Origin of the sequence: Phytomonospora endophytica (assembly GCF_014202425.1) — a bacterium.
GTDB lineage: Bacteria > Actinomycetota > Actinomycetes > Mycobacteriales > Micromonosporaceae > Phytomonospora > Phytomonospora endophytica.
The window spans coordinates 1-22,720 of sequence record NZ_JACHGT010000026.1; the positions used below are offsets into that span (position 1 = coordinate 1).

Consider the following 22,720-nt stretch of genomic DNA (forward strand, 5'->3'; position numbering starts at 1 on the left):
CGTCGCTTCGGCCGTTGATTGGACGACATGAAGGTTCTGGGGCTGTCAAGGGCGCTCTTTCCCTTGACTGCCCCAGGTTCTTCATGTGCCCTTGAGAGGGCCGAAAAAGACGGAGACACGCAACGCCAAACCACCCCAGCCCGCCGCCCCGGCCACCCGGCCGGAGACCGCTAAGGCACCCCCAGTCTCCCGAGCGAGGCCGGGGGTCAAGGGGGCGAAGCCCCTTGCGGGGTCCGGGGCAGAGCCCCGGCAACGCACCCGCAACCAGGGACGCAGGGGTCTCGGCGCGAGACCCCCCAGAAACAGACCCCCCAGAAACAGACCCCCCAGAAACAGACCCCACACAAAAAACCCCCGACGCATCCGCGCCGGGGGCCCTCACCGTCTCCTAACCGATTCGCCACCGCGTCCGCCTCCTGGACGAGCTGCTGCGTACTGAGCCGCCCTTCCAGCCTCGCGCGCAGCTCCGCGTACGTCACCAGCACCACGGCCACCCCCGCGATCGCCACCGGCACCAGCAGCACCGCCCGGATCGCCTCCAGGATCAGCACGACGATGAACCCGCCGAAGCCCAGCCCGTCCTTGGCGACGGCCCCTTCGATCAGGCCGAGCGGCAGACTGATGATGCAGCCGTACACCAGGAACGCGACGGCCGCGGCGAGCAGCCTCGACAGGGCCCGTCCGAAGTCGCTGTGCGTCAGTTTGAAGCTGCGCATGAACGGGTTGCCGCCTTCGAAGACGAAGGCGGGCGCGATCACGGCGAGCGCGATCGCCAGGTAGATGCCGGGCAGGATGCAGGCGCACAGTCCGATCGTGATCACGATCGACGCCACGATCGTCCATCCCCACATGGGCAGGGCGCGTCCGAAGCCGTAGGACATGGACTCGCCGAAGGGGACTTGGACTCCGGGTGTTCCTTCGCGGACGGCGACGCGGATCGCGGCGACGACGGCGGCCGCGGCGAGGAAGCCCGTGATCACCCACGCGAGCAGGGACCACAGTCCGCTGCCGGCGTAGTCGCCCCAGTTGATGCTGTCCATGTCGTCGCCGATGGGTCCGACGGCGGTGTTGACGGTTCCGACGACGAGGCTGGGGATGACGGCGCCGATCAGCATGATCAGCCCGATGGATTTCCAGCTTCGCTTGAAGACGCCGGTGACGCGGTTGAACCAGGTGTTGAAGTCGGTCGCGACGATCGGGTCGTACGGGTCGGGCGCTCCTTGTCCCGGCTCCGGGGGCCAGTAGGGCCCGTCGGGCGGGGGTGGCGGGTAGCCGCCTCCTCCTCCCGCGCCGCCGGCGGGCGGCGGGGCGCCGTAGCCGCCCGACGGCGGTGGCGGCGTGTACGGCTCCTGTGCCTGGTATCCGCCCTGGTCGGGTGCCCCATATGAACCGGGTTCACCGTGGCCCGACTGTTGCGCGTAGGGGTCCGGTGCCGCCGGTGGCGGCTGGTAGCTGGCGCCCTGGGGCGGGTAGTCGTGTTGCTGCGGTGGTGGGGGAGGCCGGTAGTCGCCTCCCGCGGGTTGCGACGGGTAGCCCTCCGAGCGCGGCGGTTCCGCCGGCCATTCGCCGCCGCCGCCGCTGTCGGCGGGCGGCTGGGCGTGCGGGTCGCGGGCCTGGTCGTAGGGCTCGTCGGGAGGTGTGCCGCCGGGAGGCGGTGGCGGTGTAGTCATATTCGCAAGCTACCAACTCAAATGCCTCTATTTAGGACATTCGCCTGATGCTGCCGCTACTGTGCCCGTTCTGGGGAAACGCCAGGGCCGAAGACGCGCGAAGCGTCTTCGGCCCTGGGTAGGTCGGTGGACCCGGGTCAGCCGATGACCCGGACGTTCTCCGCCTGCGGGCCCTTCTGGCCCTGCGCGACGTCGAACTCGACGCGCTGCCCGTCATCCAGCGAACGGTATCCGTCCAGCTGAATCGCCGAGAAGTGGACGAAAACGTCCGCCCCGCCGTCCACGGCGATGAAGCCGTAGCCCTTCTCGGAGTTGAACCACTTGACGGTGCCTTGTGCCACTGTGCACTTCCCTTACTCTTTTTTCACCGGCGCCGCGGCGCGGATCGCCGGGGCCATCGTCCACCGCCGGCGCACCCACACCGATGGTGGACTTGCGTTCGCGAGAAAGATGACCGACTTCGCACGCTACACGAGCCGCGCTTCCGTGGCTAGGCATGCTGCCCGTCGCCGGGCGTCGGAATGTGATGTATGACGACGGAGTTTGTCGCGGGAGAATCCCCGCTCAGCGGCCCTGTGGAACGCGAGGCCAATCCGCGTTTTAATCCTTTCGTGTCCGGCCCGAGACCGACGCGGTCCCACGTTGTCCGCGGCGGTCCCGGACCGGTCCGTCACTCCGTCTCGGCGGCGACGTGCCGGCGGCTCTGCACGAAGCGGAAGCGCCCGGCGACATAGGCACCGTCGGTGAGGGCGGCGTTGGCCGCGGCGTTCCCGCCGGAGGCGTGGAAGTCGGAGAAGGCCGCCGACTGGTTGACGAACACCCCGCCGGTCAGGTTGCACGACAGGTGCACCGCGACGTCGCACGCCGCGGTCTCCACCTCGGCGAGCACGTCCTCGTCGGTGGAGTACACCCCGGCGGTCAGCGCGCCCTTGGCCCCGACGGTCTCGCGGAACACGCGGATCGAGTCGGCGGTGTCGGCGGTCGCCACGAGGAACGCGATCGGCCCGAACCACTCCTCGCCGTACACGTCGGAGTCCCCGGCGCCGAGCTTGGCGATCAGGGGAGTGCGGACCACCGCGTCGGCGTGCGCAGGGTGCGTCAGCGCCTGCGACGCCAGCAGCACCTCGCCGAGCTTCTCGGCGCGCGCGAGCCGGTCGGTGACGCCCTCGTTGACGATGGCGCCGATCAGCTCGACGGCCCGCGCCGGGTCGGCGGTCAGCTTCGCGACGGCCCCGGTGATCGCGGTCGCCACGTCGTCGAAGGACACCTTGCCCTCGGGGGTGTCGATGCCGCCCTCGGGGATGAGGATGTTCTGCGTCGTCGTGCACATCTGTCCGCTGTAGAGGCACAGCGTGAAGGCCAGGTTGCGGGCCAGGCCCTTCAGGTCGTCGGTGGAGTCGATGATGACGGTGTTGACGCCCGCCTTCTCGGTGTACACCTGCGCCTGCCGGGCGTTGGTCTCCAGCCAGTCGCCGTAGGCGGTCCCGCCGGTGAAGTCGATGATCTTCACGGCCGGGTCCGTCGCGAACGCCGACGCGACCTTGTCGGCCGGGTCCTCCGCGGCGAGGGTCACCAGGTTCGGGTCGAAGCCCGCCTCGGCGATGACCTCCCGCGCGATCTGGACCGTGATCGCCAGCGGCAGCACCGAACCCGGGTGCGGCTTGACGATGACCGGGTTACCCGTCACCAGCGAGGCGAAAAGGCCCGGGTAGGAGTTCCAGGTCGGGAACGTGTTGCACCCGATCACCAGCGCCAGCCCGCGCGGCACCACGTGATAGGTCTTCGACATCCGCAGCGGGTCGTGCTTGCCCTGCGGCTTCTCCCAGTACGCCGTCGCCGGGACGCGCGTCATCTCCGAATACGCGTACGCCACGGCCTCAAGGCCGCGGTCCAGGGCGTGCGGGCCACCGGCCTGGAACGCCATCACGAAAGCCTGCCCCGTCGTGTACTGCACGGCGTTGGCCAGCGTGAACGACCGCTGCGAGATGCGGTCGAGGATCTCCAGGCACACCCCGGCCCGAACCGCCGGACCCGCCTCCCGCCACGCCGGCTGCGTCGCCGCGGCGGCGTCGATCAACGCGCGCGGATCGGCACGCGGATAGCGCACCCCCAGCGGGATCCCGTAGGGGCTCACCTCCGTGGCGACCCGGTCGGCCGGACCGGGCTGGTCGATGGGGAAGTCCGCGCCGAGGTACGCCTCGAACGCGGCCTTCCCGTCGGCGGCGGCGGTCTCGCCGTACACGCGGGGACTGGGCGACTCGGGGTAGGCCGACCAATAGCCGCGCTCGCCGATCGCCTGGAGCGCGCGGTCGAGGGTGTCACGGTGCTTCGTGAGCATCGGGTGCGTCATGCTCACATGATGCCGCAGGCGACCGCTCCCACGCGACGGTTGGTGACGGTGCGTTTCGGGCGGCGCTACGAAAGCGTCCGGCCGTCGCGGCGGCGTGCCCGGTACGGGCGGGCGCCCGACCGGCGTGACCTGCGCACGCGGCGGGGCGCCCACCGTCGAGGGCGTCAGATCTTGCGCTGGTAGGTCACGCTCGCGTGGGCGGGGCGGTAGCCGATGGCGGTGTTGACCGCGATCATCGGCGCGTTGTCCTCGGCGTTGTCGGTGTCGACGTAGCGGAGGGCGGGCCGCAGTTCCCGTGCAGGGGCGAGGTTCGCGAGTTTCACGAGCGTCCCCAGACGGTGGCCGCGATGGTCGGGGTCGACGACGGTGATCGCCTGGAAGGCGTGCTCGCCGGAGTCGCGCGACAGGCCGAGGAATGTCCACGCCACAGCCTTCCCGGTCGCGGTGTGCACGGCGGCGGCGTTGCAGAAGGTCTGCCCGCTGGCCAGCGCCGACCTCGCCCGCTCCCGCACGCGTTCGGCGTCGGGCCGCTCCGGCTCGTAGTCCATGTCGCCCAAGGGCATGTCGGTGGTGAGCCGGTACTCCAGGTAGGCGAGGTCTTCGAGGAGATGCTCGGGGCAGTCGCCGCCGTCGACGCCTTCCACCCAGGTCGTGAGCTCGTAGCCTTCGGCGTGCCGCCACGCCTTGGCGGCCAGCTCATCGTGGGCGCCCTCGGGGACCGCGGCCATGTCGAGCCGTGAGTGGAGCGAGGTCATCGCCGGCGTGTAGCCCATCCTGCGGAGGAACGCCGAGGGGGCGCCGTCGATCGGCTCGGTGGATTCCGGCAGCGCCTCGTTGGCGTTGGCGATGAAGGTGTCGCGACCCTCCTCCTCGGCTCGTTCCACGAAGAACTCGTGCAGTTTCGTGCCGATCCCCTTCCGGCGGTGGTCGCGGTGGACCTGGATCCACGGCATCGCCAGGTGCAGGTTCTCCGTCGTGCCCAGCATCAGTGACACGTGCCCGACGGCCTCGCCGTCCACGCGCGCCAGCCAGTTGCGCTGAGAGGTCCCCGGCCGGGACTCCCCGAAGCCGCTGCGCAGGCGCTCCCAGGTCGGTGGCGGGCCGGTGTACGGCTCGTGGTTGACCAGCGCGAGGGCGTGGAAGTCGGCGAGGGCGTCGAGGTCGTGCTTGGTGAAGGGCTGGAACTCCATCGGGGCTATACCTCCTTCTGGTAGTTGTGCGTGCGGCCGTGGATCCGGTAGCCGAGGGCCTCGTTGATGGCGATCATGTGCGCGTTCTCGCCGGCGTTGTTGGTCTCGACGACCCGCAGCGAGGGCTCCATCGCCGTGGCGTAGGGGAGGTTTTCGAGCTTGACGTAGGTGCCGAGGCGCTTGCCGCGGTGATCGGGATCGACGACGGTGATGCCCTGCCAGCAGTGGCCCGGGTCCGAGGGCGGGGAGCTGATGAGGGTCCAGGCAACGATACGGCCGGTTTCGCGGTGCCGCACCGCCGTGTGGAAGTTGCGGATACCGGCGAGGCGGTTGCGTTCGCAGCGGGCGCGGATGGACTCCGGGTCGGGTTCGCGGGCCTGCATGTTGAGGTCGCCGGTGGGGGCGTCGGTGTCGAGGCGGACTTCGAGGCGGGCGAGGTCGTCGACGTGCTCGGGCGGTGTGGCGCCGTCGAGGCCGTCGCTCCACTGGAGGAGTTCGTAGTCGGTGGCGCGGGCGCGGCAGTCGGCGAGCAGCGCGTCGGTGGTGGCGGTGTCGACCTCGCCGGGCTGGAGGCGTCGGGTGACCTCGGTGAGGGCGCAGGTCATGCCGACGGCGTCGGCGAAGCGGGGGCCCGCGGCGGGCGGGTCGGCGTCGGCGGGGTCCTGGACGCGGACGACGAGGGTCGTGCGGCCGAGCTCGCGCAGGCGGTCGAGCGTGTGCGCGTAGAGGCGTCGGCCGACGCCCATGCGGCGGTGCTCGACGTGGACCCAGCCTTCGACGTGGGCGAGGTGGGTGTTGTCGAGTTGGGGCAGGAAGAGGAGGAGGGCGCCGACGACCTCGTCGCCGACGGTGGCGACGAAGTACTCGCCGGTCCACCCGTGCGGCGGGGTTTCGAGCATGGCCTGGATGTTGTCGCGCCCGAAGGGTGTGACGTCGGGGACGTCGTGGAGCTGGGCCGCCCGCCAGCCCGCGTAGATCGCGTCGCCGAGGGTGATGTCATCGGGACGGAAGGTCTTGACGTCTATGGCGTCAGTTTTGGTGGAGTTCATGGCCTCATCATGACGTCTAATTGGCGTCATGGCAAGAGGGGGTGGGGTTGAGGGGCCTCACCGGCGGCGGGCCGGGCCCGACTCCGTACCCGTGAGGCGGTCTCGTTCGCGCCGCCCGGAAAAGCCGAGCCCGATGCCCCACCTTCCAGGCGGTTTCGTTCGCGCCGCCCAGAACCGGCCCAGTGAACCCCGTCCCTTCCCCTCCCTCTCGGCTTGCACTCTCCTCCCTTGAGTGCTAAACAAGGTGTTGGCACTCGCGACCCGTGAGTGCCAAGGTCGGGGTGGTGGGACCCTCCCTCAACAGGGACGGGTCGTTATCGTCGCGGGCCATCTGCCCGGCCGGATCAAGCAGTGCGAAGCGCGCCGTACGGCGTGCGACATACGTAATCCGGAGGACAACGCCAGATGGCCAAGATCATCGCGTTCGACGAGGAAGCACGCCGTGGCCTTGAGCGCGGCATGAACATCCTTGCCGACGCCGTGAAGGTGACGCTCGGCCCCAAGGGACGCAACGTCGTCCTGGAGAAGAAGTGGGGCGCCCCCACCATCACCAACGATGGTGTGAGCATCGCCAAGGAGATCGAGCTTGAGGACCCGTACGAGAAGATCGGTGCCGAGCTCGTCAAAGAGGTAGCCAAGAAGACCGACGACGTGGCCGGTGACGGCACCACGACGGCGACGGTTCTGGCTCAGGCTCTGGTCCGCGAGGGGCTGCGCAATGTCGCCGCCGGCGCGAACCCGATGGCGCTCAAGCGGGGCATCGAGACGGCCGTCGCGGCCGTCGCCGAGGAGCTCGCGAAGATCGCCAAGGACGTCGAGACCAAGGACCAGATCGCGTCCACGGCCTCGATCTCGGCCGGTGACACCACCGTCGGCGACATCATCGCCGAGGCGATGGACAAGGTCGGCAAGGAAGGTGTCATCACCGTCGAGGAGAGCAACACCTTCGGTCTTGAGCTTGAGCTCACCGAGGGCATGCGCTTCGACAAGGGCTACCTGTCGGGTTACTTCGTGACCGACCCCGACCGCATGGAGACGGTGCTTGAGGACCCCTACATCCTCATCGCCAACCAGAAGATCTCCGCGGTCAAGGACCTGCTCCCGACCCTTGAGAAGATCATGCAGGCCGGTAAGAGCCTGGTGATCATCGCCGAGGACGTCGAGGCCGAGGCCCTGGCGACGCTGATCGTCAACAAGATCCGCGGCACGTTCAAGTCGGTCGCCGTCAAGGCGCCCGGTTTCGGCGACCGCCGCAAGGCCATGCTGACCGACATCGCGATCCTGACGGGTGGTCAGGTCATCAGCGAAGAGGTCGGCCTCAAGCTGGAGTCGGCCACCATCGACCTGCTGGGCCGTGCCCGCAAGGTCGTCATCACCAAGGACGAGACCACCATCGTCGACGGTGCCGGTGACGAGGAGCAGATCGCGGGCCGGGTCGCGCAGATCCGTAACGAGATCGACAACTCCGACTCCGACTACGACCGTGAGAAGCTGCAGGAGCGCCTGGCGAAGCTCGCCGGCGGCGTCGCGGTCATCAAGGTCGGCGCGGCCACCGAGGTCGAGCTGAAGGAGCGCAAGCACCGCATCGAGGACGCCGTTCGCAACGCGAAGGCGGCCGTCGAAGAGGGCATCGTCGCCGGTGGCGGCGTGGCGCTGGCTCAGGCCGCGGTTCGCGCGTTCGAGAAGCTGGAGCTGACGGGCGACGAGGCCACCGGTGTGGCCCTGGTGAAGTCGGCGCTCGACGCGCCGCTGCGCCAGATCGCCGTCAACGCCGGCCTTGAGGGCGGCGTCGTCGCGGAGCACGTGCGCGGCCTGCCCGTCGGACACGGCCTGAACGCCGCGACCGGCGAGTACGTCGACATGCTGGCGGCCGGTATCCCGGACCCGGCCAAGGTCACCCGCTCTGCCCTGCAGAACGCGGCGTCGATCGCGGCCCTGTTCCTGACCACCGAGGCCGTCGTCGCCGACAAGCCGGAGCCGGCCAAGGCCGACGCCGCGCCCGGTGGCGCCCCGGACATGGGTTTCTAGATCCCTTGTAGGATCAACGATCCAGGCCCGGCGGCCCGTCCCCGAAAGGGGGCGGGCCGCTTTTTCGTTCGTCTTGATCCGGTCTGGGAGACTGTGCGCTCATCCTGAGACGAAGGAGAGCAATTGAGCCTCTCATCCCGTTTGGTCACGGTGGCCGGTGCGGCCGTGCTCGCCGTGGGTCTGGCCGCCTGCGGTGGCGAGGCCGATCCCGCCGGGCCCGACTCCTCGACGTCCTACCCGGTCGAGGAGCCTTCGGACGTCGGCGACGATCACGGCCCCTCCGACCTCGACGCGCTGGTCGGCGACTGGGAGCTGGTGCCGACCGAGCCGCACACGAAGACGCCGCTGACGGTCACCGAGGAGGGCACGGCGGAGGTCCCGGCCTCCGATGGCGCCCTGGCGACGCGCGGGTTCGCGGGGACCGTCGATCCCGACGGCGCGGGCGGTTTCACGGTGACGCTGGTCAGCACCGACGCGGACCTGGAGGAGTGGGTGCTGACGCTCAAGCCGGGTGCGATGGCCGAGACCTTCGACGTGACCGACGCGAAGGGTTCGACCTACACGCTCGTGCGTGCCTGAACCGCGGGTACCTCGTCCGCCTCCGCTTTCGCGGGGGCGGCTTTTTCATGCCCCGAGGCTTGCGAATGTCGGCGATATATCGTTAGCATTCGAGAGTGACTCAAGAACACTCCTGCACCATCGCCGACCATCCCGATGGAGCCCTCCTCGATGCCGTACTCGACGCCGTCCGCACCCACTACGTCCACCCCGAGACCGCCGCCGCGATGGCGGCCCTCGTCCGCGCCCGCCGTGCCGAAGGCGCCTACACCGGCCTGCCGGGGCCCGAGTTCTGCGCGACCGTCACCGCCGACCTCCGCTCGGTCTACGACGACCGCCACCTCACCGTCGTCTGGCGCGACGAGCCGCGACCCGAGCCCGAGCCGGGTGCGGAGGCCGCGGCCCTCGACGTATGGCGCGAGCGCTTCCGGCTCGAAGCCGAAGGCGTCACCCGCGTCGAGCGGCTGCCGGGGAACGTCGGGCTGATCGCGCTGGCCGGGTTCGCCGACCCGGTCGCCGCCGGGCCGGTCTACGAGGCGGCGATGCGGTTGCTGGCCGGGACCTACGCGCTGATCGTCGACCTGCGGGCCAATCGCGGCGGCTGGCCGCTGTCGGCGGTCCAGTTCTGCGCGTACTTCCTCGGCGCCGAACCGGTCCGGCTCTCGACGGTCCACAAGGGACCGGAGGCGCGGCAGTTCTGGACGCCCGCCCATCTGCCCGGCCCGCGCTACCTCGACCGGCCGGTGCATGTCCTGACCAGTGCGAAGACCTTCTCCGGCGGTGAGGACGCCGCCTACACCCTCCAGGGACTCGGCCGCGCGACGGTCGTGGGCGAGCGCACGGCGGGTGCCGCGCACTCCTTCGCGGTGTTCCGGATCGATGACCACGTCGACGCCCACATCCCCGACGAGCGCCCGGTGAACGCGGTGACGGGCGCGAACTGGGAGGGGACGGGGGTGGTGCCGGACATCGCGGTGCCGGCGGGCGCGGCCTTCGACGTGGCCTACGAGCTGTCGCTGGGGCACGTGGCGGGGCTGGTGGCGGGGAGCGGGAACAAGAACCTGCGGCGGATCGCCGACGAGGCCGTGGAACGGCTCGTGGGGTAGGGAGAAGCCCGCGTCCACAGGGGACGCGGGCTCGTTCGCCACGGTGGTCACTCGTCGGTGCTGCCCCAGTACAGCAGGGACCATTCGGTGAGGCCGGGATACTCCGGTTCCGACCAGACCGGGTCCGCGCCCTGGTACTCCACGAACCTCCAGCTCTCGCCGAAGTTGATCGGCTCGCGGACGGTGACCGTCGCGTCGATCGAGGGATCGCCCGTGGGGCCTTCGTTCTTGACGTACAGGGGGGTGAAGGTCTCACCGTCCCAGTCGGCGTAGGTGTCACAGTCCGGGGAGCGGCCGAAGTCGCCAAGCGGTGCGTCCTTCGTGCTGGTGACCAGGCAGTAGTACTCACCGTCGGCGTGGCTGCGCATGCCGAGGATCTCCAGGTCCGCGCCCAGCCCGGCGGGGTTCTCCCCGAGCCTGTTGTCGGCCTCGGCGGTCACCTGGCCGTTGTCGTCGAAGACGGTGATCGTGTTCTCGTACCAGTCGACGACGAAGTACTCGCGTTGGATGGCGGGGTCGCCCTGTCCGGGCCACTCGTTGAACTGGACGTGGCAGTCGTCGCCGAACCCGAAGGACAGCGGGGTGAAGGCGTCGTCGCCGACGTCGTAGAACCCCCACTCGCCGCCGACCTTGACGAAGAGCTGGTAGGAGTTGACCGACCAGACCGGCTCCTGGCAGAGGTCGTCGCCGTAGTCGTCGATGATCACGCGCACCTCTCCGGTGTTCATGTCCCGGAGTTTGACTTCGGAGTCGGCGGTGACCCAGCTGAGCCAGCGGCCGTCGTTGGAGAAGTTCGCGCTGGCGGCGAGGCCGGGTTCATTGGTCAGGACCGACTGGAGCTCGCGGTTGTCGATGAGCACCTGCAGGCCGTCGTTGTCGTCGATGTAGTAGAGCCGGGTCCCTTTCATGTTCGGGCTCTCGTTCGGCACCGGCGACGTCGGGCTCTCCGAAATCGCCGGATCCACCGGCGGCGCCCCCCGGTCGCTCCACACGGCCGTCGCCCCGACGACCCCGGCGACGAGGAGCACGGCCGCGGCCGCGGCTCCGATGACGGTTCGGCGGACGCCGATACGGCGGGACTCGGCCATGGCGGCCACCTCCAGGGGGACGGGCCGCGTCTCGTCGGCGACGTTGTTCAAGATCTCGCGCAGTCGTTCGGCGGACATCATCGGCTCCCTTCGACCAGGTCGGCGAGTTCGGGGAGGGCTTTGCGGAGGTGCCCCAGTGCGCGGAAGGTCTGTGTCTTGATGGTTCCGGTGGTGCAGCCGAGGATCTCGGCGGTCTCGGCGACGCTGCGGTCTTCGAAGAAGCGCAGCACGATGACGGCCCGTTGCTGCCTGGCGAGGCGCATGAGGGCGGTGCGGACGGTGAGTTGGAGGGCTATGTCCGACGCGCTGTCGCGGGTCGTGGTCGTGCCCGGTCCTTCGGGGGTGTGCTCGGCGAGGTGTTCCCTGACGCGCTTGCGCCGCCACCAGCTGACCTGGAGGTGGTACATGATCTTGCGCGTGTAGGCGGGTGCGCTGCCGGTGGTCTCGATGCGCCGCCAGGACCGGTGCGTGCGCGCGAGGGCGGTCTGCACGAGGTCTTCGGCGAGTTGCTGGTCGCCGGTGAGGAGGTAGGCGGAGCGCAGGAGCGAAGGGGTGTGGGCGCGAGCGAATTCGGTGAACTCGGCCGCGATGTCGGTCATCTGGTCTCCCCCGGAGGCGGTGGCGTGCTGTCACCCACCTAGACGTGGGCGGGCGCTTCCGGGTTGACGGTCTCGGGCGGCGGGTTTCTAGACGCGGACGCCGCCGTCGAGGGCGACGCGCCAGTTGCGGACGAGTGCGGCGTCGACGGGGCTGTTCCAGCCGTGCCGGGACATGCCGCCGATGTGGAAGGCGCGGACGCCGAGTTCGACGAGGCCGGCGACGTGGTCGGGGCGCAGTCCGCCGCCGATCATGGCGAGTTCGGGGCGGGCGTGGGCGGCGAGCGCGTCGCGTCCGGCGCTGACGCCGGCGGCGGAGCCGGCGGTGAGGACCTGGTCGACGCCGTCGAGGGCGGCGACGGCGGTCCAGGCGGCGGCGTAGTCGGCGGCGTGGTCGATGGCGCGGTGGAAGGTCCAGGCGCGGTGGGGGACGGCGTCGCGGAGGGCGGTGACCGCGGCGTGGTCGACGGCGCCGTCGGTGTCGAGGAAGCCGTAGACGAAGCCGTCGTGTTCGCCCATGACGGTGTCGAGTGCGGTGGCGGAGCGGCGGAGCGCGTCGAGTTCGGCGGGGGTGGCGCCGAAGCCGTCGTTGGACCGCAGCATGACCCGGAGGGGCAGGTCGCAGGCGGCCTTGATGGCCGTGACCGTTTCGGGCGCGGGCGTCAGTCCGTCGGCGGCGATGTCGGCGACGACTTCCAGTCGGTCGGCTCCACCGTCGGCGGCGGCCGCGGCGTCCACGGCATCGAGAGCGATCACCTCAAGCAACATGTGGCTGATCTTAAGGGTCTTTCACCGCGACCTTGATCACCGAGAGCGGAGATGTGAAGAAAGGTCAATGAAAATAGTTCGGGTCCCGACGGCAACCCGCCACCCGGCGGCCGACGTCTATCCAGGTGGAATTCCACCGCACCATCATCCCGGGGAGAGTCGCGAGTATGAGTGCCCCCGCGGGCGACTTTGACGAGTTCGTCCGTGCCTACACGCCTACGCTGCTGCGTACCGCCTATCTCCTCACCGGCGACCAGCACCACGCGGAGGACCTCGTACAGTCGGCGCTCGCCCGTGCCCACCGCAGCTGGCACCGCATCGACGACAGCCCTTTCGGTTACGTCCGCCGCACGATGTACCACCTCCAGGTCGCGACCTGGAGGCGCCGGCGCATCCGCGAATGGCTCGGCACGACCACGACCGAGCCGATCCCCGAACCCGATGTGGCCACCGCCGCCGACATCCGCCTCACCCTGCAGAAGGCTCTGGCGCAGCTCACCGACAAGCAGCGGGCAGTGGTGGTCCTGCGCTTCTACGAGGACCGCTCGGTGGAGGACACCGCGGCCGTCCTGCGGTGCAGTACCGGCACCGTGAAGAGCCAGACCGCCAAGGCGCTGGGCAAACTCCGCCAGCTCATGCCGAGCATGGCCGGACTGCTGGAGGGGCGGCTGTGACACTCAGAGATCTAAGCGAGGGCCTGCGGGAACTCGCCGCCGACGCCCAGCCCGTCGACCTGCACGACCGCGCGATCCGCACCTCGCGGCGGCTGCGGGCCCGGCGCGCGGCGGCGGTCATGACCGGGAGCCTCGCCCTCGTGCTGGTGCTCGTCATCGGCGTGAGCCTGTCCTGGCACCGGACGAGTCCGGGCACCGGCATGGACGCCGCCGAACGGGCCGTGGTGGACGCCACCGATTCGGCGTCGGCCTACGACGACGGCACCGAGCCCCTCCAGGTGCTCGCGCGCGTCGGCTACTACGTGGCGCAGGGTGGTTCCCCCGACTCCTACACCGTCTATTCGTGGGCGCCGGGCTCGGATCCCCGGCCGGAGCTCTCGGGTGAGACCACTTTCGCGGAGTCCGTCGCCATCTCGCCCGACGGCCGGTACGCCGCCTACTACACCGAGGACCGGATGGCCGTCGCCGACCTGTCCGGTTTCGACCCGGCCAACGCCGACGACGTCGTCTACCAGGCCGAGGGCCCCGGCGACTCCTGTCTGGCGCCGACCTGGACGCAGGACTCCTCGGCGGTCGTGATGTACCCGCGCGACGCCGACACCTCCACGATGGTCGAGCTGTCGGGCGGGGAACCCGCCGAGGCGGAGCTCTTCCGGCCCGACGGCTGCGACGCCCAGGTCTTCACCTACGGCAAGGACATCGCGACCTTCGCCTTCGCCTACATGGACACCGACGGCAACGTCTCCTGGGAGGACGCCGGCGACGGCACCCCGCTCACCGCGGCGAGGACCTACCCGGCCGACGACCTGGGTTTCCTGCCCGGCCGCCTGGCCGGAGCCAGCGGCGACGGCGACCTCGTCTGCCTGTCCGAGACGGTCGACGTCGAGGCCCTCCCGGCGCGGCCGAGCTGCGGGGCCCTCGCCACGCCAAAGGGCCTGGTCACCGCGGCACTGCCCGTGGACGGCACCCTGACCGGCGCGACCTTCCTGAACGGCATGTTCGGTCCGGGCAGTGAGGCGTCGAGCAGCGGCCCGGACGAGGGGGGCGAGATCGCGATGAGCTTCACGCAGGACGTGATGCTCCGGGTCCGCACGTCCGACGACGGTGTCGTCGTGGCGCAGGCGTCTTATACCGTCGAGGAGGGCGCATCCGAGAAATTCGGGGACGCCACCGTGGTCGACTTCGAGCTCGTCGCCCAGACGTTCCCCGAACCGCCCGCGCTGGCCGACGCGTACCTGCTCGCGTTCGCTCCATGACTTCACCCGAAAGGGCCTTTCCGCGACGGCAACCGGACGCACCGTGGGGGGCGTCTTGATTGTTGACGCGCGCAGTGCTGACATCGATGACGTGCTGACGACGAACCGGCGACCGGCGACCTGGAGTGATCGGCCATGACCTTGAAGAGCCTCGGCGAGGGGCTGCGAGACCTCGCCGGTGCGGTCGAGACGGTCGACATGCGAGAACGCGCGATCGCGGCCTCGCAGAGGCTGCGCGCGCGGCGGATCACCACGGGCGTCGTCGGCGCCGTGGCGGTCCTGCTCGTCGGCCTCCTCGGGTTCAACGCGGTGTGGACCGACCGGGCCGCGCCCGAGGACATTCCGGCCGCCGACCGGCCCGTCGAGGTCCCGGCCCTGCCCGCTCCGGTGACCGTGGCGGGCGTCGCCGAGAACCTGTCGGGCGACTTCTACTACCTGGCGCCGAGCTCGCTCGACTCCGGCGACCCGCAGTCCGAGACGCAGAGCCTCCTGCGCTGGGACGGCGACGGCGCCCTCGAAGTCGTCGCCGAGGGCCTGCCGATCACCGGCACCGTCAACGTCTCACCCGACGGCCGCTACCTGAGCTTCGTGCGCACCGGACAGCTCGTCCTGCGCGACCTCGCCTCCGGCCGGGAATGGCAGATCATGGCCGTCCCGGACGCGCAGCTGTGCGCGCCCCCGGTGTGGGCGCCCGACGGCCGCCGACTCCTCGTGCACCGGGGAAACCCCGGCGACGGCGGACCGGTTGGCTTCTACGACATCACCACCGGCACGTTCACCCAGATCGGCGACGTGCCCGGCTGCCACCTGCGGGTATGGCAGGACGACGCCGGGCGCGACATGCTCAACTACACCAGCTACGACGACCAGCGGCAGATGACCAACCTGCGCGAGGTCGACACGCCCGAGCCGCAGGCCGGGTACGACTGGGGCGTCTTCCCCGGGACATGGATCCGCCAGCCGTACTCGGTGTCGCCCGACGGGGACCTCATGTGCGTCGACACCCTCCTGGACCAGACCTTCCCCGGGGACATGACCGACACCCGCGGCGACTTCTGCACCACCATCGTCGCCCTGGACACCGACAGCCGGGACGGCACGGCCGTCTCGGAGATCCCGATCGAGGGCGGTGGCGTGTCCGGCCTCAGCGCCGTCCAGCAGGCCGTCATGTTCCGCGACAGCTTCGTGGCCCGGACCTCCCTCGCCTCCGGCTCGACCGTCCTGCGCCTCTACAGCGACAAGGGCGAGGAACTCGAAGAACTCACCGAGCCCATGTGGGAGACCGACCCGGTCCTCATCGGATACGTGCCCTAACGGTCCCATCGGACCGAAAGCTCCCAAAGCCGCGCGAATCCACACCGGACGGTGCAAAGCTGTGGCATGCAGCGTGAATCGGCCGCGACGGCGGCACCGGAGCCCGCGCACCACGGCGCCACGATCATGGTGGCCGTCGCGGCCGCGCTCGGCGGCTTCCTCTTCGGGTTCGACACCTCCGTCATCAACGGCACCGTCGACGCCGTCCGCGACGAGTTCGGTGTCTCCGAGACCATCATCGGCTTCGTGGTGTCCTCGGCACTGCTCGGCTGCGCCATCGGCGCCTGGTTCGCCGGGCCGATCGCCGACAAGTACGGCCGCCTGCGCGTCATGCTCGCCGCGGCCGCGATCTTCGCGATCAGCGCCGTCGGCTCCGCACTCGCCTGGGACGCGCTGAGCCTCGCCGGATGGCGCGTCGTCGGCGGTTTCGCCATCGGTGCCGCCAGCGTCATCGCGCCCGCCTACATCGCCGAGATCTCCCCGGCGAACATGCGCGGCCGCCTCGGTTCGCTCCAGCAGCTGGCGATCGTGACCGGTATCTTCGCCGCCCTGCTCATCGACTACGTCCTCGCCGAGAGCGCCGGCGGCGCCGCCGGATCCGTCCCGTGGGGCGGAACGGCCTGGCGCTGGATGTTCGCCTCGGCGGTGCTCCCGGCGATCGTGTACGGCGTGCTCGCCCTGCAGATCCCCGAATCGCCGCGCTACCTGGTCAAGATCAACAAGGTGAGCACGGCCCGCGAGGTGCTCAAGAAGCTCGTCGGCGGCGACGTCGACCAGCGCATCAAGGAGATCGTGCGGTCCCTCGCCGGGCAGAAGGCCGTGCACCTCAAGGACCTGCGCGGACCGACGCTCGGGCTGCTCGGGATCGTCTGGGTCGGCATCCTGCTGTCGGTGTTCCAGCAGTTCGTCGGCATCAACGTGGTCTTCTACTACTCCTCGACGCTGTGGCAGTCGGTCGGGTTCAGCGAGTCCGACGCGATGCTGACGTCGGTGATCACCTCGATCACCAACATCGTGACGACCCTGGTCGCCATCGCCCTCGTCGACCGCATCGGCCGTAAACCGCTGCTGCTCATCGGCGCCGCCGGTATGACCGTCACGCTGGCGATGATGACCTGGGCCTTCGCGACCGCCACCGTCGTCGACGACACGCCGCAGCTGTCCGACGCGATGTCGACGACCGCGCTGATCTCCATGAACGCCTACGTGTTCTTCTTCGGCTGTTCGTGGGGTCCCGTCGTGTGGGTACTGCTCGGCGAGATGTTCAACAACAAGATCCGCGCGACCGCACTGGCCGTCGCCGCCGCCGCGCAGTGGATCGCCAACTGGCTGATCTCGACGACGTTCCCGATGCTCGCCGACATCGGCCTGTTCCTGGCCTACGGGCTGTACACGCTGTTCGCGTTCCTGGCCTTCATCTTCGTGTGGCGCGCCGTGCGCGAGACGAAGGGGCGGGAGCTGGAGGACATGGTCTAGCCGTCCCCGCCGGACGGTCCGGCGGCCGGCGGTTCACAAGGTGTTCCGCAGTGCCTTCGGCCCCGCCAGGATCGCGCCGACGAGCATCCCCAGCCCGATCGCCATGAGCAGCTGGGCCATCGACGCGATGTCGGTGAGCCCGTCGACCTGGTCGCCGCCGAGCCAGGTCTCCAGGCCGCGCAGGCCGTGCGCGCCGGGCGTGAGGACGTAGAACGCGCCCAGGTGCAGCACGTAGGCGGGCGGCAGCCGACGGGAACGGCCGAGGGTCAGCGCGATCACGGTCATCACGACGGCGCCGACGAAGGTGCCGGTCGGGTCGCCGAAGGCGCGCGTGCCGAGCTGCACGGCGGCGACGGTCACCAGCACGACGAGCAGCGCCCACGGCAGATCGCGCGGGGACATGGAGAAGGCGAGCATGATCCCGACGGTGAACAGGATCCAGCCGCACCACACCGCCCACCGGCCGAGGTTCCCGCCGTCGCCGCTGTCGAAGAGGTCCTGGTGGGGCACGTCCGCGACGAAGGTCGCCAGCGTCGCCCCGAACGCGAGGACGAGCAGGGTGACCAGCGCGTACACCAGGCGGGCCGTCCCGGCGGTCATGCGCCCGACGACGAGTTCGAGCGACGCGGCCGACAGCGCGTCGCCGGGGATGAAGTAGAACAGCGCGGGCATGATCAGCGGAATCGGCGCGCCGGTGACCCAGTCCCGCTCGTGGGCGAACAGGACGACCGAGGACACCACGATCGACCCGAGCAGCGGCGAGGCCAGGGTGAGCCACAGTTTCCCGCGTCCCGCGACGACCAGCAGCCCGACGAGCAGCCCCGTCACCGTGCAGGTCGCGACCTGCTGCCAGCTCGCCTGGAGCGAGACGCCGAAGCCGATGCTGAACAGGACGAGCCCGAGCACCTGCCACGGCTTCGACCAGCGTGGCGGCCGGGCGGCGTCGGCGCGCAGGCGCGCTCGGGCCTCGACGGGGGACAACGAGCCGTCGTGGACGCCGATGAGGATCCGCTTCAGGCGCGAGATCCGGTCGAGCGGCGGCACGTCGGGCGTGGCGGAGAAGGAGGCCGTGCGCATGCCGAGGGTGACGACGGCGGAGTCGGCGAGGAAGGTGACCTCGACGTCGTGGCCGTAGGCGGCGGCGACCCCTTTGACGAGGTTCTCGCAGGTGTAGGTGCCCTCGTAGCTGCCGTGGAGGAGCGTGCGCACGAGATCCTCGACGAGCGCGAAGACCTCGTCGGCAGGGGCGGTCGCGGCGCCGGTCATCGGCCATCACCCCTTGGGGGAGCCTAACCGCGGGCTGGGGAGCCGGGGAGCCGATCGCGGGTCAAGCTCCGCTCAAGGTTTCCGCGACGGCGTCGGCCGACACTGGGGTCTCACCGCGAGAGAGGCCGATCGTGACGTACCCGCCCCAGCAGCCCTACGGGCATCAGCAGCCCCAGCAGCCCTACGGCTACCAGCCGCAGGCCTACGGTCAGGCCCCGCCCGTCCACCACTACGGGCCGCCGTCCCCGCCGCCGGTCGATCCGCGCCTGGAGCGAGGGCGGAAGGTACAGAAGTTCCTGCGGATCGTGGTGCTGATCGGTGTCGCCGGCGCCGTGGTCTGGGGCGCGGTGTACTTCGGGTTCATCTGGAACGGGCGGCCCGAGAAGGGCGACTGCCTCAGCGGTCTCACCGAGGAGTTCGAGGGCTACTCGATCGTGGCCTGTGACGATCCTTCGGCGGCCTACGAGATCGTCGAGTACGTGACCGGCGGGAAGTACGACACCGACCTCGGTGCCTGCGACGGTCATCCGAACGGCGAGGTCGTCAAGGGGGGCGGCGGACGGAAGAGCACGAGCCGGTGGGAGTTCTGCGCGGTGCCGGTGGGTTAGGGGCGGGTGCGTTCCCCCGTCGCGATCGCACCCGCCGGTCGACGGCGCCGGTCAGGCGCAGACGCCTTCGCGTCGCTCGAAGGCGTCCCTGTTCCAGGTGGAGCCGAGATCGCGTGCCGGGCCGATGGACCCGTTGGGCATGCCGTCTCCTTCAGGTCGGTGATCGAGACCCGTCGATCGTCGCGAATCCGACCCTTCACCAACAGTGCCCGCGTTGACACCCTTCGATAGATTCGCGCCATGCATCGAGTCGCGATCCTCGTCGTCGACCGGGTCGTGGCGCTCGACCTCGCGATACCCGCGCAGGTGTTCACCACCGCGCGAGCGGACGGCGCCCGGCTCTACGAGGTCGTCGTGTGCGGCGAGCGCCGGGGCTTGACCGTCAACAGCGTCGAGATGGACGGCGGTGGCGTCGAGCTGTACCGGCTGACGGCTCCGTACACATTGGACGAACTCCGGTCGGCCGACACGGTCGTCGTGCCGGGCGGGTCCTTCGGGGTGTCCCCGTCGGCGGAGGCGCTCGACGCTCTGCGGGCCGCGCACGCTCGTGGCGCCCGGATCGCCTCGATCTGCAGTGGCGCGTTCGTGCTGGCCGCCGCCGGGCTCCTCGACGGCCGTCGCGCGACGACGCACTGGGCCTTCGCGGAGCTGATGGCGGGGGCGTTCCCGCCGGTCGAGGTGGACCCGAACGTCCTGTTCATCGACGACGGGGACGTGCTCACCTCGGCGGGTGTGGCGACGGGGCTCGACATGTGCCTGCACATGGTGCGCACCGACTTCGGTGCGGCGGTGGCCGCCGAGGTCGCGCGGCACATCGTGGTCGCGCCGCAGCGCGAGGGCGACCAGGCGCAGTTCATCGTCCACCCCGAGCCGCGCGACGTCGGTTCGCTCGAACCGACGATGCGCTGGATGCGCGACCGGCTCGGTGAGCCGGTGACGCTGGCCGAGATCGCGCGGGAGGCGGCGGTGAGTCCCCGGACGCTGAACCGGTGGTTCCGGGCGCAGACGGGGACGACGCCGCTGCGGTGGCTGCTGCGGCAGCGCGTGCATCGTGCGCAGGAGTTGCTGGAGACGACCGCGCTGTCGGTCGAGGAGGTCGCCGCGAGTTGCGGTTTCGGTACGGCGGTGAATCTGCGGCAGCACTTCGCCGGGTCGCTGCACACCACGCCGCAGGCGTACCGGCGGGCGTTCCGGCCGCGCTGACTGCCGTGCGACGAGCCCGGCGGGCGCGACCGGCCTTTATCCCACCACGATCCCGCGCTCGAAGGTCCGGATCACCACCGCGGCGACCCCGTGTCGCGGCAGTTGCCCTTTCGCGCCCGCCTCGCCGCCGGTGTAGGTCAGCGCCCACAGCGTCTGCTGGATCCAGTCGACGCTGACCTCGGGGTCGAGGACGCCTTCGGTCTGGCCGCGCGCGATGAGGTCGCGGACGGCGCGGTCGGCGGCGTCGTCGGTGTCGGCCTCGTCGATGAGTTCGAGCATGCCCTGTTCGCCCCAGACGAACATCATCCGCTCGTAGGTGTCGACCATCGCCGTGATCAGTCGGCGCATCGCCTCGCGGGTCGGGCCCTCGTCGAGTTTCGCGTCGAAGATCGACTGGTTGATGACGTCGATGGAGTCGGCGACGGTCGCCTTGACCAGTTCGTCCCGGTCGGGGAAGTAGCGGTGCACGGTGGTGCGGCCGACCTGCGCGGCCTCGGCGATCTCGGCGAGGGTCGCCGCCCGGTTGCGGGACAGCGTGGTGGCGGCGGCGGCGAGGATCGCGCGCCGGGTGCGGCTTCTGGTCGGCGAGTCGGCGGACGTGCTGGTCATGGGCCGATCGTAGCGGGCGTCCGGACACTCTTCCGGGACATTCAGGTATCCATATGGAACATTCATGTTCCAAAATGGTAGTCTCGGCAACCCAAAACAAGGAGGTGAGTCCCGTGCACGCACTCGTCGCCGACGGACTTCGCAAGACCTTCGGCAAGACCGAGGCGCTCGCCGGTTTCGACCTGCGGGTCAAGGAGGGCACCGTCTGCGGTCTCCTCGGCCCGAACGGCTCGGGCAAGACCACGGCCATCCGCATCATGGCGACCCTGCTGCGCGCCGACGGCGGTAGCGCCCGGGTCGCCGGTTTCGACGTCGCCCGGCGCCCGGGCGAGGTCCGCCGGCGCATCGGGCTGACCGGCCAGTCCACGGCCGTCGACGAGATCCTCACCGGCCGCGAGAACCTGGAGATGTGGGGCCTGCTCTACCACATCGGCAAGAAACGGGCCCGGCGCCGGGCGGGCGAACTGCTCGACCAGTTCGGCCTCACCGACGCCGCCGACCGTCGCGCCAAGCACTACTCCGGCGGCATGCGCCGACGCCTCGACCTGGCCACCAGCCTCATCCTCGCGCCCCGGGTGCTGTTCCTCGACGAGCCGACCACCGGCATGGATCCGCGCAATCGCAACGAGGTCTGGTCGGCCGTCCGCTCCCTTGTGGACGAGGGCACGACCGTCCTGCTGACCACCCAGTACCTCGACGAGGCCGACCAGCTCGCCGACCGGATCGCCGTGCTCGCCGCGCTTCCGGGGGCGGGCGGGCGCATCGTCGCCGAGGACACCCCCGACGGCCTCAAGGCCATGATCGGCGGCGACCAGATCGACCTGGTCGTCCGCGACGCCGGGGCCATCGACGCCGCCGCCAAAACCCTCGCCCGCGTCACCGGGTCCGAAGTGGACATCGAACCCGACGAGCGGCGCCTGCGGGCCCCGGCCCGCGACCGGATCGGCGTGCTCACCACGGTTCTGCGCGACCTGGAGGAGCAGAACGTCGAGGTCGAGGACGTCGCACTGCGGCGCCCCACATTGGACGAGGCCTTCCTGCGCCTCACCGGTCAGCACATCCCCGACGACGCCAAGGAGACGCGATGACCGTCATCGACGACACCCGCCCCACCCTCGGGTACCACCTGGTGTGGGCCTTCAAGGACGGCTGGACCATCACCACGCGCGGCCTCGTCCACTGGATACGCAACCCCGCCGTCGCCATCGGCGGGCTGCTATACCCGATCGTCATGGTCGCGCTCTTCGGTCTCGTCCTCGGTTCGGCGATGACCGTCGAAGGCGGCGGCGACTACGCCGAGTTCCTCATGCCGGGCATGTTCGCGCAGGCCATGGCCAACGGCGTCATGGGCACGATGGCCGTCACCAGCTCCGACGCCTCCGAAGGCGTCACCGACCGCTTCCGCACGATGCCGATGTCGCAGGCCGGCGTCGTCCTGGGCCGCAGTTTCAGCGACATCATCAACGCCGCCCTCGAACTGATCATCCTGCTCGGCTGCGGCATGGCGATCGGCTGGTCCTGGCACAACGGACTGGACGGCGCGCTCGCGGCGGCGGGACTGTTGCTGCTGCTGCGTTTCGCGATGATCTGGGTCGGCATCTACCTCGGTCTGCTGCTGAAGCCCGAGGCGGCCGGAGCGGCCTGGATGGTGCTGTTCCCGCTGACGATGGTGGCCAACACCTTCGTCTCGCCCGCGCAGATGCCGACCTGGCTGGGTTACGTCGCCGAGTGGAATCCCCTGTCGGCGACTGTTACCGCGTGCCGGGAGCTCTTCGGCAACCCCGGCGTGGTCGACGGATCCTGGGCGACCGACAACGCCATCGTGCTGGCGATCGCCTGGCCACTGGTCGCCTTCGTGGTGTTCCTGCCGCTGTGCATGCGCAAGTACCGCCGGCTCAGCCGGTGAACGAG

21 protein-coding genes are annotated in these 22,720 nt (G+C 70.1%); 11 read left to right on the plus strand and 10 right to left on the minus strand.

All coding sequences use genetic code 11. The features are described from left to right. Positions 1-206: 206 nt before the first annotated feature. From HNR73_RS37655 to HNR73_RS37675, 5 genes are all read right to left on the minus strand, one after another. Positions 207-1,670 carry a hypothetical protein gene (locus tag HNR73_RS37655; RefSeq protein ID WP_184792869.1) on the minus strand — a complete coding sequence of 488 codons (1,464 nt, stop codon included), beginning with the start codon at positions 1,668-1,670 and terminating at the stop codon, positions 207-209. A gap of 137 nt (positions 1,671-1,807) precedes the next feature. Continuing rightward, the gene (locus HNR73_RS37660) at positions 1,808-2,011 is read right to left on the minus strand and encodes a cold-shock protein (RefSeq protein ID WP_184792870.1); all 204 of its coding nucleotides are present in this window, start codon (positions 2,009-2,011) and stop codon (positions 1,808-1,810) included. A gap of 329 nt (positions 2,012-2,340) precedes the next feature. Next, complete coding sequence (gene paaN, locus HNR73_RS37665; protein ID WP_184792871.1) at positions 2,341-4,020, minus strand: phenylacetic acid degradation protein PaaN; 1,680 nt, start codon at positions 4,018-4,020, stop codon at positions 2,341-2,343. A gap of 164 nt (positions 4,021-4,184) precedes the next feature. Then, entirely contained in the window at positions 4,185-5,210 is a 1,026-nt protein-coding gene (locus HNR73_RS37670; RefSeq protein WP_184792872.1) for a GNAT family N-acetyltransferase, read from the minus strand. A gap of 5 nt (positions 5,211-5,215) precedes the next feature. After that, positions 5,216-6,259, minus strand: a complete 1,044-nt coding sequence (locus HNR73_RS37675) for a GNAT family N-acetyltransferase (protein WP_184792873.1) — start codon at positions 6,257-6,259, stop codon at positions 5,216-5,218. A gap of 405 nt (positions 6,260-6,664) precedes the next feature. Here HNR73_RS37675 and groL point away from each other — a divergent pair, with 405 nt between their 5' ends. The 3 genes from groL (at position 6,665) to HNR73_RS37690 (ending at position 9,951) form a co-directional block, all read left to right on the plus strand. Next, on the plus strand, positions 6,665-8,287 hold the full coding sequence (groL, locus tag HNR73_RS37680; RefSeq protein ID WP_184792874.1) for a chaperonin GroEL: 1,623 nt from the start codon (positions 6,665-6,667) through the stop codon (positions 8,285-8,287). 123 nt (positions 8,288-8,410) lie between these two features. Then, a complete protein-coding gene (locus HNR73_RS37685) occupies positions 8,411-8,866 on the plus strand; it encodes a hypothetical protein (protein WP_184792875.1) in 456 nt (151 codons plus the stop codon). 95 nt (positions 8,867-8,961) lie between these two features. Then, positions 8,962-9,951 carry a S41 family peptidase gene (locus HNR73_RS37690; RefSeq protein ID WP_239122343.1) on the plus strand — a complete coding sequence of 330 codons (990 nt, stop codon included), beginning with the start codon at positions 8,962-8,964 and terminating at the stop codon, positions 9,949-9,951. Positions 9,952-9,998: 47 nt separating this feature from the next. Here HNR73_RS37690 and HNR73_RS37695 read toward each other — a convergent pair whose 3' ends face one another. The 3 genes from HNR73_RS37695 to HNR73_RS37705 form a co-directional block, all read right to left on the minus strand. Next, entirely contained in the window at positions 9,999-11,117 is a 1,119-nt protein-coding gene (locus HNR73_RS37695; protein WP_184792876.1) for a hypothetical protein, read from the minus strand. Then, on the minus strand, positions 11,117-11,638 hold the full coding sequence (locus HNR73_RS37700) for a SigE family RNA polymerase sigma factor (protein WP_184792877.1): 522 nt from the start codon (positions 11,636-11,638) through the stop codon (positions 11,117-11,119). Before HNR73_RS37700 ends, HNR73_RS37695 begins: the two co-directional genes overlap by 1 nt. A gap of 87 nt (positions 11,639-11,725) precedes the next feature. Continuing rightward, positions 11,726-12,403, minus strand: coding sequence for a copper homeostasis protein CutC (locus HNR73_RS37705; RefSeq protein ID WP_184792878.1), 678 nt, complete (start codon positions 12,401-12,403; stop codon positions 11,726-11,728). Positions 12,404-12,570: 167 nt separating this feature from the next. Here HNR73_RS37705 and HNR73_RS37710 point away from each other — a divergent pair, with 167 nt between their 5' ends. The 4 genes from HNR73_RS37710 to HNR73_RS37725 all read left to right on the plus strand — a co-directional run bounded on the left by HNR73_RS37710 (position 12,571) and on the right by HNR73_RS37725 (position 17,123). Then, positions 12,571-13,077, plus strand: coding sequence for a SigE family RNA polymerase sigma factor (locus tag HNR73_RS37710; protein WP_184792879.1), 507 nt, complete (start codon positions 12,571-12,573; stop codon positions 13,075-13,077). Next, entirely contained in the window at positions 13,074-14,333 is a 1,260-nt protein-coding gene (locus HNR73_RS37715; protein WP_184792880.1) for a hypothetical protein, read from the plus strand. Before HNR73_RS37710 ends, HNR73_RS37715 begins: the two co-directional genes overlap by 4 nt. A 135-nt stretch (positions 14,334-14,468) precedes the next feature. After that, entirely contained in the window at positions 14,469-15,647 is a 1,179-nt protein-coding gene (locus HNR73_RS37720) for a TolB family protein (RefSeq protein WP_184792881.1), read from the plus strand. A 66-nt stretch (positions 15,648-15,713) separates the two neighbouring features. Further along, positions 15,714-17,123: a sugar porter family MFS transporter gene (locus HNR73_RS37725; protein WP_184792882.1), complete on the plus strand. Its 1,410-nt coding sequence runs from the start codon at positions 15,714-15,716 to the stop codon at positions 17,121-17,123. Between the two features lie 33 nt (positions 17,124-17,156). On the opposite strand, the gene HNR73_RS37730 is transcribed toward HNR73_RS37725, so the two are convergent. Continuing rightward, positions 17,157-18,389 carry a threonine/serine exporter family protein gene (locus HNR73_RS37730; RefSeq protein WP_184792883.1) on the minus strand — a complete coding sequence of 411 codons (1,233 nt, stop codon included), beginning with the start codon at positions 18,387-18,389 and terminating at the stop codon, positions 17,157-17,159. Between the two features lie 131 nt (positions 18,390-18,520). On the opposite strand from HNR73_RS37730, the gene HNR73_RS37735 reads away from it, so the two are divergent. Continuing rightward, positions 18,521-18,997, plus strand: a complete 477-nt coding sequence (locus HNR73_RS37735) for an LppU/SCO3897 family protein (RefSeq protein WP_184792884.1) — start codon at positions 18,521-18,523, stop codon at positions 18,995-18,997. A gap of 240 nt (positions 18,998-19,237) precedes the next feature. Then, positions 19,238-20,200 (plus strand): GlxA family transcriptional regulator, encoded by a 963-nt coding sequence (locus HNR73_RS37740; RefSeq protein WP_184792885.1) that lies wholly within the window; start codon positions 19,238-19,240, stop codon positions 20,198-20,200. A gap of 36 nt (positions 20,201-20,236) precedes the next feature. On the opposite strand, the gene HNR73_RS37745 is transcribed toward HNR73_RS37740, so the two are convergent. After that, a complete protein-coding gene (locus HNR73_RS37745) occupies positions 20,237-20,809 on the minus strand; it encodes a TetR/AcrR family transcriptional regulator (RefSeq protein ID WP_184792886.1) in 573 nt (190 codons plus the stop codon). A gap of 113 nt (positions 20,810-20,922) precedes the next feature. On the opposite strand from HNR73_RS37745, the gene HNR73_RS37750 reads away from it, so the two are divergent. Both HNR73_RS37750 and HNR73_RS37755 read left to right on the plus strand, forming a co-directional pair. After that, positions 20,923-21,897 (plus strand): ATP-binding cassette domain-containing protein, encoded by a 975-nt coding sequence (locus HNR73_RS37750; RefSeq protein WP_239122342.1) that lies wholly within the window; start codon positions 20,923-20,925, stop codon positions 21,895-21,897. Further along, on the plus strand, positions 21,894-22,715 hold the full coding sequence (locus tag HNR73_RS37755; RefSeq protein WP_184792888.1) for an ABC transporter permease: 822 nt from the start codon (positions 21,894-21,896) through the stop codon (positions 22,713-22,715). Before HNR73_RS37750 ends, HNR73_RS37755 begins: the two co-directional genes overlap by 4 nt. Positions 22,716-22,720 lie beyond the last annotated feature (5 nt).

Bases quoted from the DNA above. Each gene is read 5' to 3' on its own strand.
- HNR73_RS37655 (WP_184792869.1), bottom strand. From the start codon at position 1,670: ATGACTACACCGCCACCGCCTCCCGGCGGCACACCTCCCGACGAGCCC.
- paaN (WP_184792871.1), bottom strand. From the start codon at position 4,020: ATGACGCACCCGATGCTCACGAAGCACCGTGACACCCTCGACCGCGCG.
- HNR73_RS37670 (WP_184792872.1), bottom strand. From the start codon at position 5,210: ATGGAGTTCCAGCCCTTCACCAAGCACGACCTCGACGCCCTCGCCGAC.
- HNR73_RS37675 (WP_184792873.1), bottom strand. From the start codon at position 6,259: ATGAACTCCACCAAAACTGACGCCATAGACGTCAAGACCTTCCGTCCC.
- groL (WP_184792874.1), top strand. From the start codon at position 6,665: ATGGCCAAGATCATCGCGTTCGACGAGGAAGCACGCCGTGGCCTTGAG.
- HNR73_RS37695 (WP_184792876.1), bottom strand. From the start codon at position 11,117: ATGTCCGCCGAACGACTGCGCGAGATCTTGAACAACGTCGCCGACGAG.
- HNR73_RS37700 (WP_184792877.1), bottom strand. From the start codon at position 11,638: ATGACCGACATCGCGGCCGAGTTCACCGAATTCGCTCGCGCCCACACC.
- HNR73_RS37705 (WP_184792878.1), bottom strand. From the start codon at position 12,403: ATGTTGCTTGAGGTGATCGCTCTCGATGCCGTGGACGCCGCGGCCGCC.
- HNR73_RS37710 (WP_184792879.1), top strand. From the start codon at position 12,571: ATGAGTGCCCCCGCGGGCGACTTTGACGAGTTCGTCCGTGCCTACACG.
- HNR73_RS37720 (WP_184792881.1), top strand. From the start codon at position 14,469: ATGACCTTGAAGAGCCTCGGCGAGGGGCTGCGAGACCTCGCCGGTGCG.
- HNR73_RS37725 (WP_184792882.1), top strand. From the start codon at position 15,714: ATGCAGCGTGAATCGGCCGCGACGGCGGCACCGGAGCCCGCGCACCAC.
- HNR73_RS37730 (WP_184792883.1), bottom strand. From the start codon at position 18,389: ATGACCGGCGCCGCGACCGCCCCTGCCGACGAGGTCTTCGCGCTCGTC.
- HNR73_RS37740 (WP_184792885.1), top strand. From the start codon at position 19,238: ATGCATCGAGTCGCGATCCTCGTCGTCGACCGGGTCGTGGCGCTCGAC.
- HNR73_RS37745 (WP_184792886.1), bottom strand. From the start codon at position 20,809: ATGACCAGCACGTCCGCCGACTCGCCGACCAGAAGCCGCACCCGGCGC.
- HNR73_RS37755 (WP_184792888.1), top strand. From the start codon at position 21,894: ATGACCGTCATCGACGACACCCGCCCCACCCTCGGGTACCACCTGGTG.